This is a genomic window from Kribbella sp. NBC_01245, from assembly GCF_036226525.1.
Classification (GTDB): domain Bacteria; phylum Actinomycetota; class Actinomycetes; order Propionibacteriales; family Kribbellaceae; genus Kribbella.
On record NZ_CP108487.1, the window covers coordinates 6489617 to 6509249 of the forward strand.

The 19633-nt window shown below is 65.6% G+C and carries 15 protein-coding genes; 9 read left to right on the forward strand and 6 right to left on the reverse strand.

The annotated features are described in order from the left end of the window. The first annotated feature begins 241 nt into the window (after positions 1-241). The 8 genes from OG394_RS29635 (at position 242) to OG394_RS29670 (ending at position 4499) form a co-directional block, all read left to right on the forward strand. Complete coding sequence (locus OG394_RS29635; protein ID WP_328990434.1) at positions 242-1111, forward strand: hypothetical protein; 870 nt, start codon at positions 242-244, stop codon at positions 1109-1111. Positions 1112-1205: 94 nt separating this feature from the next. Further along, positions 1206-1694: a hypothetical protein gene (locus OG394_RS29640; RefSeq protein WP_328990435.1), complete on the forward strand. Its 489-nt coding sequence runs from the start codon at positions 1206-1208 to the stop codon at positions 1692-1694. 5 nt (positions 1695-1699) lie between these two features. After that, complete coding sequence (locus OG394_RS29645; RefSeq protein ID WP_328990437.1) at positions 1700-2056, forward strand: HNH endonuclease; 357 nt, start codon at positions 1700-1702, stop codon at positions 2054-2056. 186 nt (positions 2057-2242) lie between these two features. Continuing rightward, positions 2243-2512 (forward strand): hypothetical protein, encoded by a 270-nt coding sequence (locus OG394_RS29650; protein ID WP_328990438.1) that lies wholly within the window; start codon positions 2243-2245, stop codon positions 2510-2512. Continuing rightward, the gene (locus OG394_RS29655; RefSeq protein ID WP_328990439.1) at positions 2509-2781 is read left to right on the forward strand and encodes a hypothetical protein; all 273 of its coding nucleotides are present in this window, start codon (positions 2509-2511) and stop codon (positions 2779-2781) included. The genes OG394_RS29650 and OG394_RS29655 overlap by 4 nt, the downstream gene beginning before the upstream one ends. A 109-nt stretch (positions 2782-2890) precedes the next feature. Continuing rightward, positions 2891-3121, forward strand: coding sequence for a hypothetical protein (locus OG394_RS29660; RefSeq protein ID WP_020385299.1), 231 nt, complete (start codon positions 2891-2893; stop codon positions 3119-3121). Between the two features lie 374 nt (positions 3122-3495). Then, positions 3496-4254 (forward strand): hypothetical protein, encoded by a 759-nt coding sequence (locus OG394_RS29665; protein ID WP_328990440.1) that lies wholly within the window; start codon positions 3496-3498, stop codon positions 4252-4254. Then, positions 4254-4499 carry a hypothetical protein gene (locus tag OG394_RS29670; protein ID WP_328990441.1) on the forward strand — a complete coding sequence of 82 codons (246 nt, stop codon included), beginning with the start codon at positions 4254-4256 and terminating at the stop codon, positions 4497-4499. The genes OG394_RS29665 and OG394_RS29670 overlap by 1 nt, the downstream gene beginning before the upstream one ends. Positions 4500-4826: 327 nt before the next feature. Here OG394_RS29670 and OG394_RS29675 read toward each other — a convergent pair whose 3' ends face one another. Continuing rightward, complete coding sequence (locus OG394_RS29675; protein WP_328990442.1) at positions 4827-5117, reverse strand: hypothetical protein; 291 nt, start codon at positions 5115-5117, stop codon at positions 4827-4829. A 216-nt stretch (positions 5118-5333) separates the two neighbouring features. Here OG394_RS29675 and OG394_RS29680 point away from each other — a divergent pair, with 216 nt between their 5' ends. Further along, entirely contained in the window at positions 5334-7040 is a 1707-nt protein-coding gene (locus OG394_RS29680; protein ID WP_328990444.1) for a restriction endonuclease, read from the forward strand. 206 nt (positions 7041-7246) lie between these two features. Here the strand turns inward: OG394_RS29680 and OG394_RS29685 are convergent, their stop codons facing one another. The 5 genes from OG394_RS29685 to OG394_RS29705 form a co-directional block, all read right to left on the reverse strand. Further along, complete coding sequence (locus OG394_RS29685; protein WP_328990445.1) at positions 7247-7588, reverse strand: HU family DNA-binding protein; 342 nt, start codon at positions 7586-7588, stop codon at positions 7247-7249. 121 nt (positions 7589-7709) lie between these two features. Next, the gene (locus OG394_RS29690) at positions 7710-8057 is read right to left on the reverse strand and encodes a hypothetical protein (protein WP_328990446.1); all 348 of its coding nucleotides are present in this window, start codon (positions 8055-8057) and stop codon (positions 7710-7712) included. Between the two features lie 75 nt (positions 8058-8132). Further along, positions 8133-9845, reverse strand: a complete 1713-nt coding sequence (locus OG394_RS29695; RefSeq protein ID WP_328990447.1) for a hypothetical protein — start codon at positions 9843-9845, stop codon at positions 8133-8135. A 5-nt stretch (positions 9846-9850) separates the two neighbouring features. After that, on the reverse strand, positions 9851-15409 hold the full coding sequence (locus tag OG394_RS29700; protein WP_328990448.1) for a hypothetical protein: 5559 nt from the start codon (positions 15407-15409) through the stop codon (positions 9851-9853). A 161-nt stretch (positions 15410-15570) separates the two neighbouring features. Further along, the gene (locus OG394_RS29705) at positions 15571-19584 is read right to left on the reverse strand and encodes a type IV secretory system conjugative DNA transfer family protein (protein WP_328990449.1); all 4014 of its coding nucleotides are present in this window, start codon (positions 19582-19584) and stop codon (positions 15571-15573) included. Between the last annotated feature and the right edge of the window lie 49 nt (positions 19585-19633).

Here is a 19633-nt window from a genome sequence, read left to right on the forward strand (position 1 = left end):
GCAGCGGAACTCGCAACACCAAGCGCAACTGTTCTTGTGGACGGGTGCACGGAGCTGACGAGACGGTCGCTGTCGGTCGATTCCGTCCTGCCGGCCCGGCCGGTTACAAAGCGAGCGCGGCGATTCGGGTGGATGCCCCTCTCCGGCGTACGCGCCAAGCAGCGGAACTGGACGTCTGCGATGAGTTGTCGTTGGCCCGGAGCCGGTCGGTCCTTCGACCATGAACAATGAAAGGTCAGCCATGGTTGATGAAAAGCCCGAGAACCCGTATGCCCAGACGTACCTGAACTTCCTCAATTACACTGCCGGGCACGAGCTCACCGTCGTCCATGACGACGGTCTCTACCGGCATCTGCGGATGCGTGACCCGCAGATGGGCGGTATCTGGAGCTGGGATGTCGTCACGTGGCCTGGGCACCTGGCCACATCCGGCGACCTCGCTTCCGGGTTCGTCTTCGCGCGCATCGAGGACATGCTCGACTTCTTCAACCGCGCCGGCCACCGCAGCCACTATTCCGACGGTGCACCATCGATCGATTTCGCCTATTGGGCGGAGAAGATCGTCGGACGGGACTGCTATCACGGCGTTCGAAAGTACTCCCACAACATCTTCCTCAGGTACGTCACGCACACTCTTCAGGAGGACTCAGTCCTTGGGCTCGATGCCCAGATCGAGTACGAGAAGACCGTGGAAGTCGCCCGCCGAGTCACCGCGCGCAACGGCGTCCACTACGAGGACTACCTCGAGCACCAGCGCCAGAAATCGGCTCTCGCGCACCTGGACATCGACGGCGACTCGGCCGACGAAGAGCAGTACTTCGGGCTGCCGATCCCCGAGACCTCGCCGGCCGAACGCCGGCAGGAACTGATCGACGATGCCCGCCAGGTCGAGAGTTGCCGCGAGGACGCGCACCAGTGGCTCAACGACCACGACGACTACCTCGGCCAGGACACCTGGGAATGGGACCTGTCCGACTACGACAGCAGCTTCATCACCGCCTGCTACGCCCTCGACAAGACCGTCCAGGCCTGGGCGGAACACCGCGCCGCGAACGCCGAAGCTGCTTCCTCGTCCGCCGCTCACACCACACCCATCAGGATTCAGGTCTGACATGCCCCAATACCGTGTCATCTCCGAACTGGACCCCGGCGACCAGCACCGCGACCCCCGTGGTGCGCGACTTCGCCTGGATGAGGCCCGCACCGTGACCGTCGTCCAGGCGGTGAGCCTTGCTGACGCCGCCGCTGACGCCGGCGATGTCGAACCGCATAGTGAACGCCGCATCATCTCCGTTGAGGAACTCGGTCCCGTGCTTGCCTTCTCCGATGAGGTACTCAGCCGTGCTCTGGGAGACGCCGCAGGTTCACCGACCGGCGAGCCACTCGTAGACCCTGAGACCTTCGACGACGACCACCTGCCGCTCCTTCGGCGCCCGGAGTTCGTTACTACCGTCCAGCAGGTTGTCTACGGTCTACGCGAATCCGGGCTCGTGCCGGGCTTGGAGATCTCGGTGCTCGCGAACGAGCCCGATGAGCCTTACGCAATGATCGAGGTTCACGACGACGCCCGCGGCTTCTTCCTCTCCCGAGGCACCGAGGTCCGCAAGCTGACCGACGACCATTCAGCCACCGGCTGGAACGGAGTCCTTGCGGTCGCGCGCGCCGTCATAGCCCTCAGCAACGACCTGCAGTGACCGCCGTGCACGCAGACCCTCAGATCATCTGGTCCGCGATCGCACTGCTCGGAGTCCTGATCCTAGCGGGGCACGCCGGCAGGGGCCGCCGGCGTCGGGACCCGAATCGGTTCTACACCTGGCCCGAGAAGCAAGTACTGATCCACCAGGCCGCCGGCCGCTGCGAACACAAGCCGCCGCTGTGGAGACGTTGCCCAGCGCAAGGAACACAGGCTGACCACATTGTCCCCTGGAGCCGCGGGGGACGGACCGAGTTGTGGAACGCGCAGTTGCTCTGCGAGCGGCACAACCAGCGGAAGTCGAACCGCGTCCCGAGCGCGCTCTATCGATGGCGGCTGCAACGACGCCGTACGAAGTACTGACGACCCGCCCTGGCGCTCAAAGCCTCGCCGTTGAAAGCTGCGTCCCGGCGAACGACCTGGGACACCGCGCCAGACGACGAAACCGGTTGTGTACTTCGACGCCCCTACCCATGCTTTTGCAGCCTCCGTCTGCAAGAGCCCGCCCGCCCGTCTGCAACTGACGGCTGTCTTGAGGAGACAACCACCATGCCCCTTGACTACATGGTCGGTTCGGCCAGAGACCCGAACGGCGCCAATCGCCAGACCCGCAAGAGAATCGAAGCCGCTGTCAGGCGGACCCTGCGCACCGGCGGCGTGCAGGCACTGACGGCCGTGGACGCAGCCTCGGACCTGGTCATCAGCTACTTGACGACAGCCAACAGCGCGAGCCTGAAGCTCGTGCACGATGTCGCAGGAAACGAGATCGCGCGCCTGCTTGAGGAGTTGCTGCAAGGCGGCGTCCAGGACCGCCCATGAAGACCTTTGAGGAACTGATCAGCCGGTTCGATCAATGGTCGGCCGAACGCGACCTCATCGAATCCGACGTACTGCACTCCCGCAAGGCATGGGAAGACTCCGACGATGCCGGCATCGCGCTCCTGCGAGAGATGGTCGCGGCCGTGCGCTGCTGCACCGCTGAGGGCCCCGCCTGCGGTGGGGTCCGGACGCTTGGCGATCTCGCCGCTGGCCGGCCACTGCGCGTCGACCCGCGGCTGGCGCCGTCAGCTGGCACGAGCCGTGAGTAGCAAACCGGGGCCCTGCCCGGATTGCAGCGCGGGAGCCCGACAACCGCACGCCAACGACTGCGACGTTGCGCGATGCCTGACCACGGGAGGCCAGCGCCTGTCCTGCCTCATGCTCGGTGCGTCACAGAGTCATGACTGCGGACACGACACCTGGTCCGGCGAGTGGCCGGGCAACGCTGAATGCCGCGAGTTCGGCTGGTACGTCTACGGCGATCCGAGCGTGGACGGTTTCTGGGTGCGCTGCGGCGCCGACCACCCTCAGGCGACCGAAGACCTCAACCGTCTGGTTACCGAGGCCGACTGGAACCCGGCCCTGCAGCGCTGGCAGCAGCGGCCGTGATCAGCAGCAAACCGACCTCACGGCTGGCTCGGCGTGGTCCAGCGCCGCCACTGGACGAACTCCACCAGCCCATCATGCTTGCCCTGCGTTGCGCAGCAGGCTCATGGACCGCCTACCGCGACCACCACAGATTGCGACGACGATGGCCTGGATCAGATGCCCCCATTGTGACGAGAAGCGGGACACCTCCGGGCGCTACACCTCGCCGACCAACGCGAAGCGCGATCACGACTGGTGGCTTGAGGAGCACGTCTCCGGCAGGTGCGTCCTGAACGATCTGTCCACGGAAGACGCAGCCCGGAGCGCGGCCACCAGGCGACAACCTGAGGGCACAACTGACCTCTGATCGAAGCGCCATCCCCGGCGCTGGCCTCTTGTACTTCCTCTACCTGACTCAATCGACAAAGGAGCCCGCCATGGGCGCAAGTATGAGCACGGCGTACGTCGCCGCGCTTCCCGACGCCATGCTCGACTGGGAGGCCGGTTCGGAGGCTCTGGACGAGATCACTGATCCGAGTGCCTTCGGGTGGGATTCGTTCGAGCTTGAGACTCAGGCCGAGTTCCTCGACGACGATGGCGGCATCCCCGAAGAGCCGACCTTCGAGATGGCCGATCTCGCGACACTAAAGAAGTACGGACGTCGCGTGCTCACCGAGCTCAAGGATGCGCTGGACACACCCGACGTCACCTTGTTGACGATTGGTGGCTACTGGATCTATCTCACCGGAGGACTCGACGTCGACGCTGGAGTCGACGACGAGTACGGAGCGATCTACGCCTCTCTGGGACTGCCCGACCTTGTGATGAAGGCCGTGGGCTTCGTCCCGAAGCCCGAGTATCCTCCGTCGCGCCGATCCGGTGCGCAGGGAGACGCGACCGACACCGACATCGTTGATGCGATCGCGCTCGGCCTTGGAACGAAACCGAAGTGGCAGGGGCGTGCCGAGCTCACATGGATCGCCGACGCGATCGGAGAGGTGCGCCCCCACCCGTACGACGCGGATCCCGTCGACTACTACGAGGACTTCACGGGCCGAACGGGCTTCGACCCGCTGAACGACGCCTTCCTCAGGCGATACGTCGGCGAGCGGGCGACGGCCGACGATCACGCAGACAAGAAGGAGGCCGGCTGATGTTCAGCACGACGCGCCGTATCGTCGCGATCAGCGTCCTCGCGGGCGGCAGCACGGCTGTCCTGGCAGGCTGGCTCACCGGGTTCTTTACCTGGGTGATGGTCGGCGTCACCAGAACCTGGGATCGTTTGCTTGCCTGGCTGCAAGCACCTCTGGACACGGGGCATCTCGTTGCTGCGTCGACGGCTGTCCTTGTCCCGCTGATCTTCGTCCTCGTCATCATCATGGTCCTGTCCGACGATTGACTACCACCACACCTGTGCTCTGCACACGACGAACCCGAGTACGCATTGAACCCCGGGCGCAATTGCGCCCGGGGTTCTCTTTTTTGCCGAGGCTCGACTGGCCGAGGCCAAGCCTCATGCCTGTCTCGGTGAGGTCGCCACGCCGGAGTACTCGCTCACGCAACTGCGTCAGCGCCGAGCTGAGGCCGAGCAGCAGCTGGAGATAGCTACGGCAACTGACCGTTCTGCCATCTCCGTGACTCAGCTGCGAGGCAGGGTATCGACGCCGGCCCGTGCGAGGTCTGCGCGGTGTCGGACTAGGCGTAACGGATGTCGGCAAGGATCGCCTTACATCGCGGCGTCAGCGGCAACCTCGACGACGGGCAGCCGAACCTTGAGTATCGGGGTCTTACTGCCTCGGCCCCAGTGCGAGCTGATCTGGTCAGGCCACGGATGCCGGGTGATGGCCTTCGTCCGCAGCGGGCCGACCACGGCAGCCTGGGCAGGCTTCAGCGGCACGGTCCGGCCGACCACCTCGAGCTCCTTGCCTCGGCATCGCCCGACGATCAGGTTCTCCGGACGGTCCGGCGACCCGGTGACGGCCCCGACGATGGCCTCGACGGTGTCGCGGTTCTTCACCTTTCGTCGGGGTCTCTAGGGGCGTCGCGCACTGTCGTGTTGAGGCTGTTGATCAGCACGTGTACGACACCCCCGTCGGGAAGTAGAGCTACCGGGAAGCTGGCTCCTGAATGGGACCTCGGCGCTTGCCGGATTGCGGCATGAGCGGGCGCTTCTCACCTGCCGCCGGCAGGCTTTGGCTGCTGCGATGATGGCGACCTACGACATAATCGTCGCATGACGCTCGTAGAGTGGACCCGCCTCGAACCTGGCCAGGTAGAAGCCGTGGTCGCGATGTTGGTCAACCGGGAACACCCCACGTCTGTGCGCATCACACCCTCGCGCGGGGACGGTGGCGTCGACATCCTGGACCGTAGGCAGGGTTCAACCGGCGGTGACCTCGTCTACCAGGTCAAGAGCTACACCGAGGGTCTGATCCAGCGGCAGAAGGACAGCATCGAGGACTCGCTTACGACGCTCGGAACCGACGAGCGGTGGGCCGGCCTCAAGGTCGAGGAGTGGCGACTGGTCACACCGTGGAACCCTTCGCCTGAGGCCGAGAACTGGCTGCACGACCTCGGCAATGCCGCCGGTGTACCGACGGTGTGGCACGGCCTCGACCATCTTGAGCAGCTCGCCTGCAAGTACCCCGACGCCATCGACTACTACCTGCACGGCGGCAAAGCGCGCATCGCGGCCGCGCAGGCCGAGGTTCTCTCGCTTGTGAGCCTCGAACGTGTAGACGACGGGCTCACAGTCGACGAGGTGACAGAGCGCATCCAGCAGGCCCTCCGTGTCCTCGACCACGATCCGCACTACTGGTTCGAATTCCGGTTCGGTCAAGGTCTGCCTCCGGTGCCTAGCGACAGGCCGGGGCTGGTCATGCACAGCCTTCGGGGGGACCGGGCCGCTGACCGATGGGTCGCGGTCGACATCATCACGCGCTGCGCAGCCTCAGCCGAGGTTCAGCCCGTAACCATCAACGGCACCGTCAACATCGAACCCGGCACCGCGCTGGCCGATCAGTGGCGGGACTTCGTGACCTATGGAGCCCTGGTCACCCTTCCCGCTGGCTCATTCACCGGTGAAGTGAACGCGCCGGCGGGGCTGGGCGGGTCGCTCGACGGCGCCGTCCTCAAAACCGGTCCCGCCGCGCATGCCGAACTCGGCGACAACCCCGACATGTACCTCGAGGTACTCGACCCCGAAGGGCACGTGCTCGCCTCCGCCGACATCGAACGGGTCGAGCGAAGCCAGGGCATCGGCGGCGGCATCCGCGCTGTGCTCCGCGAGACCCACGGCATTTTCACGATTGAGGACCGCTACAACCTCGCGGAGACACGCGCCTCTCGCAACCTCAGCGTCAGCGACATCACCGGCCTTCCCGTCAGGATCGCCCGCGCTGGCGTCGAAGTCGTTTCCCACCTCCACACGCCCAACCAGCTCCGCATCAGCACCCGGCACACTCCGCCGGAGCACGGAGTCATCGACACCAACGTCGGGTTCGAGTGGGGAGCGGAACGATCTGCCAACCTGGGAGCGATGCTCCGTATCCTGGAACCACTCTGCGAGATCCAGGCTGGCACCAGCACGCTCCTGCGGACACCAGACTTCACCCGCGTCCCTCGCGAACAGTTCAAGAACTGGCGGGTCGCTGCCGCCCTGCTGCGCGGCGAAGAGATCAGAGGCACCTACCCGGAGGGGCACAGCCTGACCGTCGATCTTGCGACCGAGGTCACCCCCGGCGAAGAGGGCCTCGGCATCTCGCTCCCGCACACGGTCCAGATCGACGACCAGGTCATCGACCTCGGCCGCTACGAACTCTGGCTCGAGAAGCCGACACTGGTGGATCGCCGAGAGAGCCCGGAAGGCGGCATGGCTCACACCTTCACTACTACCGATCGGTCCTTCGTCTGGCGCCGCCACGACCCGACAGGCGACTAACCCTGGCGATGCCGTTGCACGCGCAGTCCACGAGCGAGCCAGAGGACCGTGGTAATCCGCCCATCGGCAGATGGAGCGGCGTGCGTCACGAACCCGCGACGCAGTCTGTCGCCGTGGGACACGCTCCGCCATCACGCCGCTGTCCCTCCACGACATCTCGGAAGCAACTGCTGACTTGCCGAGTTCACTGAAGACGCCGGGCTCTGTTAGGCTCGCTCGTCTTCGACGACCTCCTCGCCGTTGAGACCGGATTCTCTCTCGAGATGCCGGTTCACGATGGGCGAGGCAGAGAACTTCAGAACTGAGTAGTCGTCGACCGCGGACTGGCCGAAGTGGACCTTGTGGCCCTTGTGCGCCTGGTGGTAGAAGCGGCCGAAGCCAGTCAGTACGACGGTCTCACCTTGGGAGACCGCGTCCATGAGCTCGCAGAAGATCTCTTCGTAGACGGAGGCGACCGTCTTGATCGGCCACCCGCCGCGCGCTGCGACGCGCGAGATGAACTCGCGCTTCGCGACGCGCCGGTGTGGGTCGGTCATCACCTGGGTCATGTTCAGGCCCTGCTCTCTGCTTCTGCGTAACGCTGGTTTGTTGGGTTCGGTTGACCGGAAGAGATCTCTTGAATGGCCAGCATCGGCTGGGGCATTCGGCTCCAGATCGGCCGATCGGCCGTCAGAACTCGAAGCCTTCGTCCAGCGGGTGACGGAGGTCGCGGTCCTGGATGTCCACGGTCTCGATCTGAGTGATGGTTCGCCGGGTCTCCTTGGACTGGTCGCGTTCCTCCTGGGCGGCGACCTGATGTGCTGCGCGCAGTCTGGCCTGGTTCTGCTCGCGGCCGACCTCGAACGCCGCCGCTATCGCGGACTTGATGAACTGTGCGGCGGCGGTGGGCGTCTTGTCCTGTTGCTGGTAGTGCCGGGCCTGGTCCCACTTCGCCCGGTCGTCCGGCTTGACGAAGCCGAATCCGAGGGCGGTCTCGCTGGGGCGGGGGAGCCCGTTGCCCTTGTGCTGGTTGCTCATAGCTTCAGTTCTCCATCTCAAAGCCGGTAGTCACTGACTGCGGCAGTACGGGATCGGTGTGACCGGTCCAGGCCGTCAGGCCTGGTATTCGTGCTCGGTCCCCGCCGGTTGTGAGGTGCCGTTGGTGCGGGGCTCGCTGGTGCTCGATGCGGTAGAGGAGGTGCTCTGCTGCTGCGACTGCCATCTGTCATAGGCCTCGGCTGGATCGTTGCCGACGTGAGCGATGAACTGTTGCCAGTTCTGCCCGTACCGCTGCGCCCACCGTTGAGCGAACTCCGGAAAGGCAGCGTCGACGGCCTCCAGCGCGTCGGCGTAGGCGTTGGAGTAGAGCAGCCGTTGGTCCTTCTCGCTCACGCTGTCAGCGGCCATGGCCGCCTGCATGGTGCGTGATTGGAAGAGCCGGTCCGGCAGCGCGCCGGGCATCCCCTCCCCGTCGACCTTTTGCGCGCGGGCGACGCAGCCGAGCATGTAGCCGGCGAGGTCCTGGTTGAACGCTTCCATGTCGCCGTGCGCGGCCGCGTGCGACATGGTCATCGCCATGGTCTCGGACATCCGGTCGCGATGTTCGGCGTGCCCCATCTGGGGGCGAAGGGTGAACGCGCCGAGCACGCCCTGGCGGCTGCCGGCGTCCTCGTACCGGGTTGGATCGACGGGCCATCCGGTGCAGTCCACGAAGTCACCGCGCCAGACCGTCTGCATCTTGTCTGTCCCGGCGATCCGCTCCTCGTGCGGCGGTGACATGTGCCATTGGCCGTGGGCGAACCCGTTGACCATCACCTGCACGCGCGGGTCCTCCCGGATGCGCTGCCCGAGGACGACACGCGAGGCCTCAGTGACTTCTTCGCGGCTGATGCCGTCCTCTTCGGCCTGCCGGTACAGCCTGCCGATCATCGTGGTGTAGCTCGCCATGATCGTCTCGGTGTCCGCACCGGGCTGACGCAGCGCCGCGAACGCGTTCTCGGTCAATGCCATCTCGGTCATTCCCGCCGAGCGTGGCGTGAACATCTCGCGGTGGCCGCGCTCACGAAACTTGAGGTCGGCGTAGCGTTTCTGCCACTTCTTGGACAGATAGCCGCTGGGATCAACGGTGTCAGTATCGGGTCGCGACCCTCTGCGTTCGCCCTCGTGGCCTGATGCCATTTGCTGTGCCCAGTTCATTTTCGACTCGGCCTTGGCGTCGATGCGCTGCTGGATCGCCGTCGAGACTGGTTCGAGGCGCTCTTTGACGATGTGGCGGAACGTCGGCGACATCAGGTACATCGCCGCCATCGTGGACATCACGCGCACGACCGACGCCGCGCTGACGCCCTCGTTCAATGGCCGCATGGCGGCCATCACCATCGTCTCGGCATGCACGCGGTGCATTGCGCTGAGCTTCTCGACGCGCTCGTCGTCGTTGAACCCTCGCACGAGAATCTTGGACGCACGCAGCGATTCCATGTACTTGTTCCCGGCGTCGAGGACGTTCTCGCGCAGCAGCTTGAGCTGCTCGCGGTCCGTGAGATCTTCGGCCGCGTTGGTCTGCTCGCGGTCGGCTTCGCGCCGGCGGGCCTGTTCCTCCTCGCTGCGGCGCTCCTGGGTACTGAAGAAGTCGCGGGTGCGGTCCCACCGGTCCTGCCAGCCGGAGCCACCGGTTCCGTTCTGCCCGGAGGGCTCGTCTTCCCACCACTCGGCGTCGATCGGCTCCTCCTGGGCACCGGTTCGACGGTGCTGACTTTGCGCCGGGTTGAAGACCAGTTCGCCGGTGATCGGGAGCGCCTTGCGGCCCCGGCTGTTTCGTTGCGCCATGGTGCTCAGCTCTCCATTTCGTAGCCGGCGCCGTCGGCGGGCGCGGCTGGTTCAGGGTCGATCAGCGGCATGTAGGCCGGGGGCTGCCCATGGCCAGGCCGCGCAGCGGCGGCCACTGCGACGGCATGTGTCGAGCGGCGGCGGTCGCCTCGTGCCTGTGCGGCGCCGTGCTCGTCGGTGACGACGTCGCGTTTGACGAGGGCGTCCGCGATGGTTTGCACGGTGGGTTCACTGTGCGACCCCGGGTCCGGCAGCAGGCCGTTGGCGAGTCGGCGGGCTCGTCGGGTGGCCGCTGAGCAGAACTGTTCGTTCATCTCTCCGTCGAAAAGGTTCTCGTGCTTGCCGGCGGCGACGATCAGGTCCTCGAGGGTGCCGCCGTACGCCATCCGATCCATCAACGAGCCTTGCAGCGACGGATCGTCTTCCAGGTTGCGTACGAGCCCGGTCTTCGGGTCGGTGAGCGCCTGGGCCACCCGGTCCACGTAGGCAGGGTTGACGGTGACGGCGAACCCGTCCTTGGCCCGGTAGAAGTCAACGAACTGCTCCACCCACTGCTCAGGTGTCGCCTGGAGCGGGACACCGTCCTCGAATTGCGCCCGCCACTTGCCTGGCCCGAGGTGTTCCAGAACGCGCCCGCGCCACAGATCGCGCCCCGGGCCCTGCAGCATTTCGTACTTGTGCCGAGCCTCGGCGGCGTCATGCTTGGCCTGCAGGACGGACTGCGTCACCGGGTAGGTGACCTCGAGGACGGCTTTCATGTCCTCATTGCGCAGCGCGCGGACGGCGCGCTGGCTGTACGAGCCACCGAGACCGGTGCCGTGGGCCTTGATCGCGGTGGCGAACATCGAGGCCTCCTGGTCGGTCCGGTTGATGCCCGAGCGGCCGCTGTGGCCTCCGAGGTATCGGGCGTAGTCGGTCAGCTTCTGGAGGTTGCCTTTGGCGCCGGTGGTGACGCAGACGTCGCGCACGCTGTTCAGGTGTGACTGCAGGTCGGCGAACGACAGCGCCGTGCCGAACTCGCCCCGCTGGGCGCTGCGGTAGAAGCCGCTCAGCCGGACGGTCACGTCGTCCTGACGCGCACGGGTCGTCTCCGGAGCTTCATCGGCTGCGCCCCAGCGAATGAGGTTCGCCGCGCCACTCAGGCTGTCCAGCTGTTGGCGCAGCTCGGGGTCCTTCGAGAGCGCCACCTGGGTGTCGAGGGAGACCTGCATGGCGAACGGGTGCGTGCCCTGCTCGCTCACGACACCGGTGTCCAGGAGGTTCGCCGGCACCGACAGCTTCGCCATGGCCTCGGCCTTCGCCGCCCGGCTGTGCAGTTTCACCACGGCGACGGCGTCGCCGTCGAAATCGCCGTCGAAGCACTGGTCCATCACCGGGTTGATGGCCACGCCGGTGAGTCGCTGGTCGACCGCGACGCGCAGATAGCGCACGCCCGCGTCGCGCAGCACCGGGTCACGCCAGACGAGCGCGTGGTCACCCTCAATCAGGCCGAGCTGATCGGCCATGACCGGGCTGACAGCGATTTGGTCGACGTCGAGGCGGGGATCTGCGGTCCATACGGCGGTCGCGGAGTCGGCGAGCCGGCTCGACATGAGGCCGGTCTTGAAGATGTTGTGTTTCCCGCTGAAGACTCGCTGCTCGAGGTCGGTGGTGATGGCCTCGAAGTTGCGCTGGGCACGGGCTGCGGCCTGGCTCATGGCGTCGACGAGTTCTTCGCGCTCGCCCTGGCCGAGCGACCCGGCGCTGAGTTTTTCTTGCAGCGCCCGGTAGCGGCAGGCCTGCTCGTGGATGTCGAGGTAGCGGTTGGTGTAGTCGTGGGTGACCACGCTGCCGTCGTCGAACTCCTGGCCCGAGCGCAGGTGCGAGGACAGCACCGGTACTTTCCAGGAGGTCCCGGAGGCCGCCTCGGTCTGTTCGCCGGTCAGGTAGCGCAGCGGGAACGGGATCTCAAGGTCGCCGCCCTTGTCGCCGATGAGCGCACCGAAAGATCGGCGCATCGCCACGACATGCAGCCCGCCGTTCGAGGTTCGCACCAGCTCAGGCAACGCGAACAGGCGACGCTCGGGCTGCTCATCGACCAGGTCGTGGCCCGTCCCGCGGTCATTGTTGTCGCGACCGATCACGTGCAGCGTCCCGTCTGCTGCCATGGCGAGCCCCACGCTGAGCATGTACTCGCGCAGGTTCGCCTCTGCACCGGCGTTGTGGCCGTAGAACTCCTGCATGATCGCCGGGCAGTCCTGCGCACCGAGCGCCCAGGCCAGCTGAGAAGAGGCCTTGCGGCCCTTGCCTGCCAGCACCGATTCGTCGTCGTAGATCTTCGTCTTCTCGTCGACGGCCATGTGGGTGACGATGAACCGCATGCTGCCCAGGCTCCCTGCCCGCACACCACCGCCTGGCACCGTCAAATCCTTGGTCCCGGCGGCCATGAGCTCGCGCGCCGAGCCAGCATTACGCCGTGAGATCAGCGAGAACGGGCTCATCACCACGTGGAGGTCCGGGTTGGCGCGGAACCAGGCAACCTCTTGCTCGACGTGCTGCCGGCCGGCGTCTTCTGGGCGCATGCCGCGGTCGACGACCAGCGACACCACGCCCTTGTTGCCGTGAAGATCCGACAGCTTGTCGCCGACGACCAGGTCGCGCAGCTCATTACCCGCGCCGTGGATCTGGTTGGCCTGCGCGAACTCACGGCTGATCACGATCGGGTCGTCTGCCGTCCAGCCGCCGAACGTCATCATGGCGGTCCCGGTGGCCGACGTGATCTTCGATGACTGCATCAACGTGGACGCGGTCATCTGCTGGCGGTCGAACGGGTCGTACCGGAGTGTTTCGAGCTCGGGGCGGTTCATCAGCGGGGCGCGCGCGCCGGACGTCGTCGCCGGGTCGCCGGGGATGATCCGGCCCTCAGGACTCACCGTCGCATCTTCGGTGAGGTAGCGCACGATGCCCTGGTTGGTCGCACCTCCGGTCATGACCGGGTCGAAGTAGCCGCCGGGCGCTGAGACGCCGTTCTGATCGGCACCGGTAAGCACTGCCATGTTCCGGCCGCCGGTGAGCTTCCACGCGTCGAAGTGGTTGTCATCGGCGGGGTCGGACTCGCCCTTGCCCGCCTGGTGCTCCGCGTAGACCGTTGAGCCGGTCTTGATCTCGTTCGAGTAGCGGACCCGTTTGGCTTCGGTGGCCAGGATCGCTGCCGTCCAGGGGTCAAGCTGGCCGGAATCCTCGTCGCGGGCGCGATCGATGAAGTCGGTTGCGTGCTTGGTGCCGTACAGCTGTGTGTAGACGCGGTTGAGCGACGAACCCTCGCCGACCTCGCTGCGGCCGGACAGCAGATCGTTGGCGAGCTGGTACTCGATCCGGTCGATCATCGTCTGCTCGTAGCCCCGCAGCAGCGTCCGCTCCTCGACACTCTTGGTCTCGCCCGGCACCTGAGGTGCGATGCGGGCCTCGTATCCAGGCACGATGAGGCCGTTGTCGCCGCTGATGAAGCCGGTGATGATCTCGCCGTGCCCGCCGACGTCGAAGACCTGCCCGATCTGCCCGGTCACGGCTGTCGTCGAGCCGTCACGCCTCATCTTCTCGGCGGTCCAGCGGATGACTCCTTGCTGGTCGATGAGAACCTCGCCCGGCTCTGCCGCGTTGCGCGCGAGGCTCGAACGGACGGTGTCACCGACGCGCCGCACGAACAGCGAACTGTGCGCATCCGCAAGGACGGCTGTCGTCTCGTCGAACCGTACGAGCCGATCCTTGAACCGGTCGGTCTGGAATCCGGAGCCGCGCATCTCACCTGGATCGGCTTCGATCCGGCGCAACGCCTGGGCGAGCTCGTCGAGGTTCGACCACTGGCCTTTCGGGCTGGTCATGTACTTGGCGACGCGCACCGGGTCGAAGCGTTGCTCGACGAATTCGCCGTCGACCAGGAGCGTCTCGGGTTCCCAGCTGCCGATGAGCTCGTCGGCGATCTCGTCGGCGTGTGCCCGGACCTTCTCCGCGGCGGTGCCGCCGTAGACGAGGTTGCCGAAGTCCGGTTCGATATCGGGCCCGGCGGACTGGAATTCGCCGATCATGCCGAGGCGCTCCTCGTACATCTGCTCCGTTGCGCCAGGGCGCAGGAGCTCGCCGCGATGCCCGGTGAGAACGTCCCAGTAGGAACGCTGAACGGTCGCGATCTCGGGGTCGCTGGAGTATTGCGGAGGCTCGAACTCGACCAGGTTCAGGCCGGCGGATCGCTGCTCCTCGAAAGCGGCGATGAGACTGTCGGCATCCAGCGAGGCCCGCAGGTTCTCCCGGGCGCTGTCCACGGCCTTCGAGAGGTACTGTTCGGCGGCTTCGGCATTGACGAAGAACTCGGGCAGGCTGCGGTCGTTGGCCTCACGGCGAAGCATCACTTTCGAGCCGTCGCGATGGCGCTGGCCAGCGGACCGGTAGTCCTTGACCACGAACATCGAGTCCTTGCCGACGTGGTAGCTGTCCTCGATCTCGACCGGTTCGGCGGCGCCCTGGCGGCCTCTGCGGGCGGTCTCGATGTGCGTCGATCCGTTCTGGCCGGCGAGCAGGTCGGGACGGTCCTGGCGTACCACTGCCCGGCCCTGCGCGAAGCGGAGCAGTTCGACGGCCTCGGCCGGAGTGGGGGAGTACAGCGCGGTCTTGCCCCGCTCGATCTTGTGGTTCGTCGAGTAGCGCACGACCATCCCGTTGTCGTAGATGCGGGCGCCGGCATAGTCCTCACGGGGCCGGGGCTCGGTGAGGCGGATCTCCATCCCGGTCCCGGAGACGCGGGCCTTGATCTGACCTGGATTCTGGTCCCGGCGTACCTCGTAGCCGAGTCCCTGGGCCTGTAGTTCCCGCAGCATTGCGACCGACCGCTCCACGGCGGCGGCAGACATGAACCGGTTGCGGTCCACTCTGCCGGTGCGAGGATCGCGGCCGCCGTCGAGAACCCACTGGCGCACCTGCTGGTAGTCGCGGACGCTCATCGAATCGCGTAGCGCGGTCAGCCCGGAGGCGTCCTCGTCGGTCATCGCCAGACCTGCCTCGGACAGGCGGCCGCCGGAATCAGCGATCCACAACATTGCCTGCCCGTGCTCGGGACTCGCGGCTTGGTTCGTCTCGCCGCCCATGTCCCGTTCGATCGTCTCGTCCGGAAGATAGACCAGGGCAGTGCCCGCGCCCTTGATCGTTGCCCGCTGCGACCACTCCGGGTCATACGGGCTGATCGGCAGGGCCGGCGCCGCGTTTACCGGGCCGGCCAGGCCTACCTCGCGCAGGAAGCGTGCCTGCAGCTGCTGCAGGAGCGGGTCTGTGACCGTGTGCTCGGTGAAGATCGGCCCGGAGCCCGGCACGGACTCCTGGATCGACGCGTCCAGCGCTGTCAGCAGGTCCTGCACGCCGAGCTGCGGGTCGGCAACAGACATGCCCAGCGGGGCCAGCCGCTCGTCGGCGCGCAGCCTGATGGCCTTCGCCTGTGAGATCGGGATGACCTGGCTCGCTTTGTGTCGCGCCAGCCGGATCGCGTCGTAGACGACGTACTCGAAGAAGTACCGCCGCAGCCCATGTCCTGTCTTCATCGTTCATCGCCTCCGCGGGAGTGATCGGCACATAACCATTCTATAGAGAGTAGATCATTATTCGTGATCATTATTCAATGGTCACTGAAAAGCTGAGTCGGCCGCGCCCACACCTCAAGGCAGGGCAGCGGCCGACGTGGACGGCGGAGGCTGAGTCCAGTTCAGCTGTCCAGCATCTCGACTGCCATCGCGCGGTCGAACGCGCCGCCGGCCAGGTGTTCCCAGGTCGGCAGGGAAGCCAGGAATCGGTAGAAGTCGGCTGAGATCTCCACCGTTGCCAGCGCCTGCAGGTCTTCCTCGCGCAACTCGCTGTCGAAGAAGACCCGCGAGTCTCCGCTGCTGGCCGCACTGTTGAGCTTGCTTGCAGCCTCGGCGAACGTCGACGAGCGCAGTGGCGTGATGTAGGTCCGCGACCCGTCGGCGCTGCGCAGCTCTCCGTCGCCGCCGACGGAGAAGTGGTCCCGGTCTTGCTGGAGCTCGACGAGCGCTGACTTGTACGCCTCGGTGAGCTGCCGGTCCAGGCTCTTGACTCGTGCAGTTCCGTCGGGTTTGACCAGCATGTCTTGGCTGATCGTCGCTTCGGCGTAGATGAGCCGGCGGCGCGCGGCGGCGGCTGTCTCGCGCTGGGCGACCTCCGCGGCGAGCTCGACGTTGTCGACAACTTGGTCGTCGTCGTAGATCATCGCGACGTCGAGGTCATCGGCGTCGACCTCGCGGACCGCATGCGGGTCGCGTCCTTGCTCGACGTTGACCTTCATCTGCACGATCTCCATGACCTCGTCGGAGTAGATGTCCGGATCGAGGCGCGCGATGTCGACGTCGGCGTAGCCGTAGCTCTCCTGGTAGACGTCCTTCGCGCTGCCGGAGTGGATCGCCTGCTTCATCCGCTTGTCGAGCATCTTGCGGAAGTCCGGCTGGTTCATCCGCACGTCGAAGTCCAACGCCGAGCTCAGCGTCGGGATCGTCTGGAGCGTGTAGGGGTGCCCGGGGTGGATGATCGCGTCCTCGAACAGCCGCCACGACATCGGCAGGCTTGTCTCGTTGCGATTCCAGACCGGAGGGTCGCCCGCGCGGAAGACGATCGAGTTGCGTTCGGGGATGAACGCCATGTCGTTGTACTTGATCAGCGGCTCCTCCTTGGTGTTCATCGTGTAGGAGACGCGACCCTCGGTCTTGCCGCCCACGACCTTGTCCAGGTCCTGGCTGATCTGCTTGGAGTCGATGTAGGACTTGTGCGTGGTGCCGCTCATTTTCTCGAGCGTCTCGATCATCGAATCGTCGGTGGACTTGAGGAACACGATGTTGCTCGTGTTCCCCTGGACGATCTTGTCGACGCTTTCTCCGTAGACGTCACGCAGCTGCTGCAGGGTCTGCAGGATCAAGGTGAACTGCTGTTCCTGGCCTAGGCCGATGGAGAGCATCGTCTCGAAGCCCGCGATGCCGTTGCCGTCGGACTGCAGGTTGCCCAGCTCGTCGAGCATGAACCGCGTCTTGTACAGCGGTTTCTGGTTGCTCTTGGTCATGTACGACTTGTCGAAGTTCAGATCGACCAGCTGTTTGATCAGGATCAAGATCAGCTTGGCGTACTTCATCAGGTGTGGTGGGGTCACCAGGAATACGGCCTTCGGGGCCTCGGAGTAGCGCACCATCGTCTGTGTGATCGCACGTGCGTGACCCCTGACCTTCTCGGGGGCACCGGATGCCGTGAGATCGAGCCGGTCTTGCGGATAGGTGGTGTCGGCCGGCTGGTATTCGGTGATCGCGCTGTCGTGCGTGGCGTCTGTGTGAACCGGCCGGAGCTCACGAATCACGCCGTTCTTGACGATCTTCTTGCCTGTGACGGGCTCGGCGACGTAGTGCCGGCCGTTGAGCGAGACCTGATAGTTCTTCTTGAAGTGGAAGTAGAAGGTACGTACCAGCATCTTCGACTGTGGGTTCACCAGTTCGAGCTTCAGCCAGGCTTCGTCGGTGGGGAACTTCCCCTTGAAGTAGTACCGGGCCCAGCCTTCACGCGAGACGATGTCGGCGTGGTCGAAGTCCTCGCCGAGAGGTTCGGCGAATCTCGGGTCGGCATAGGCCGACCACATGGCCTGCTGGCCGATGAGGTGGTCGCGCTTGAGGTAGTTCATGGAGAAGCGCACGCCCAGCCTGCGCGGGAACGACAGCCCGCCCAGGTCGGTGTTCTGCGAGGGTTTGCCCGAGGTGAGGGTCGAGATCGTGGGGTCGGTGAAGAAGCTCATGGCCGTGATCGCGATGCCGTACACCGACGCGAGCATCTTCTCGGCACCCGCCATCGCCCGCAGCGCGTTGTTGGCGTTGCCGATGAGCGTGCGCATGGTGTTGGTCGGCAATGCCTCGGTCGCGTTGAAGTAGAGCGTGAGCATGTCCTGCTCCGCCTTGCCCTCCCACAGGAACGCCTGGCGCTCGGCGTCGTCGCGGGCCGCTTCGAGCCCGGCCTCGTCGTTCTCGAATCCGCCGGCCTTGACCTTCTTCTCCAGCTCGGCCTCAGGGTTCTTGAGCTTCTTGCTCGTGAGCTGGACGAAGAGCTGGTAGCAGTTGTAGAGGGTGACGTGCCCCCACATGTCGTCGAGGCGCCTTTCCAGCGTCTCGGGATCCATGCGCGTCGCCGCGGCATGCTCGCGTAGCTCGCGTTCCTCTTCGAGATAGAAGTCGATGAGGCCGTAGGCCGCGCGCTTGAAGGCGTTGTTGGCCGCGTTCGGCCAGACCGGGTCCTCGCCGCCGTCGACGGGAAAGAAGACATCGGCGATGTTCTCGACGTACAGGGCGCACTTGGTCGAGTCGCCCTCGCGTGCCGCGTCGGCCGCCATGCCCAGCGGGTTGTAGATGTCGGTCTTCATCGCGTTGATGAGGTTGAACTGCACCGGTTCGAAGCCGCGGGTCACGAACGGGACGTAGTTCTTCACGAGCAGTTCGCCCTTGGGATCGTTGATGACCATGTTGGACGGGCGCTTCTCGCGCGACCACATGTCGAGCATCGGCTCGATGTAGGTCTGCCCCTTACCGGCCCGGGTGATCGCCAGCACCATCGTGTTCACCGGTGCGGTGTCCACGATGTACGCCCCGCCCGGGCGCTGGACCTCGTAGGCAGGAAACGACCAATCGTCGTTGATCAGGTCGGCGACCGTCTTGTAAGGCCCGAGCTTGGCGCGGTCCTTCCCGTCCCCGTTGTACGGGATCACCGTGGTGGCGTACTTCTTCCGCAGACTCTTGTCGGCCGGCAGCCCGGACGTGTCGAAGAGGTCGTCGCCGAACTGTTCATCGATGATCGGCAGCGAGTCGACGACCGGTTCGCCGTTGTCGTCGTCGATGGCCTCACCGGCGTAGTAGACGAGATGGCCGTCCTCGTCCACGACGTCCGCGGCGGCGCGACGCGACACCGCGATCATCTTGAGCCCCTTCTTCTGGAGCATCATGTGACTGATCATCGAGGAGACCTGGACACCCGAGTGCGCGCCGGCGTCGGGAAACCAGTCGAACTTGCGCTGGATCTCTTCGGGCACCGCGATGTGCTGGTCGTTCTCGTACTGGTTGATGTCGGAGGTGTCGCGCATCAGATTGGCGGCGTCGACCCGCTTCGAGACCCAGGCGGCCAGCGCGACGCCGAGCACAAGCCCCGTCCCCAGCGAGACGAACAGCTTCAATCCGGACACGTCGGCCAGTTGAGCACCGAGATTCGTCGTCTTGGCAGGTTCGGTTCCCTGCTTCTTAGCGTCGTGCTGCTTGGCTGTGTACCACTGCGGCACAGGAACGTCAGCGAGGTCCGGATAGCACTTCCCTGTGGGCTGCCCGGCCTTGTCGAGCTGCTGGTAGCAGGGTTCGGCGGCGCCACCCTCGGCGGTGCGGGTCGACTTGATGTAGAACTTCTCACCCGGGCGGTCGCCATTCGCGGTGTTCGAGATCGTGCTTCCCAGCCCTAGGACGACCAAGGCGATCACCGAATAGAGGACCCAGGTGATGACGGCGATGATCGCGCCGGCAATGATCGCGCCGGCCATTCCGGGTGCTTTCGATCGCCTGGCCTGCAGCTGGCCCCGGTCGAGCTGTTGCCGGTCGTGCACGTCGCGATGTGACAGCGTCTGCCCGGAGCCCCGGGCCGAGATCTTGTCCCAGCCGCTCGCCCTCGCCCGCGACGCCTTCCGCTTCCCTCGCGCCATTGGTGCGCTCCTCGTCCTCACTGTGTTGCCGGAAAAGTCGATGACGGCA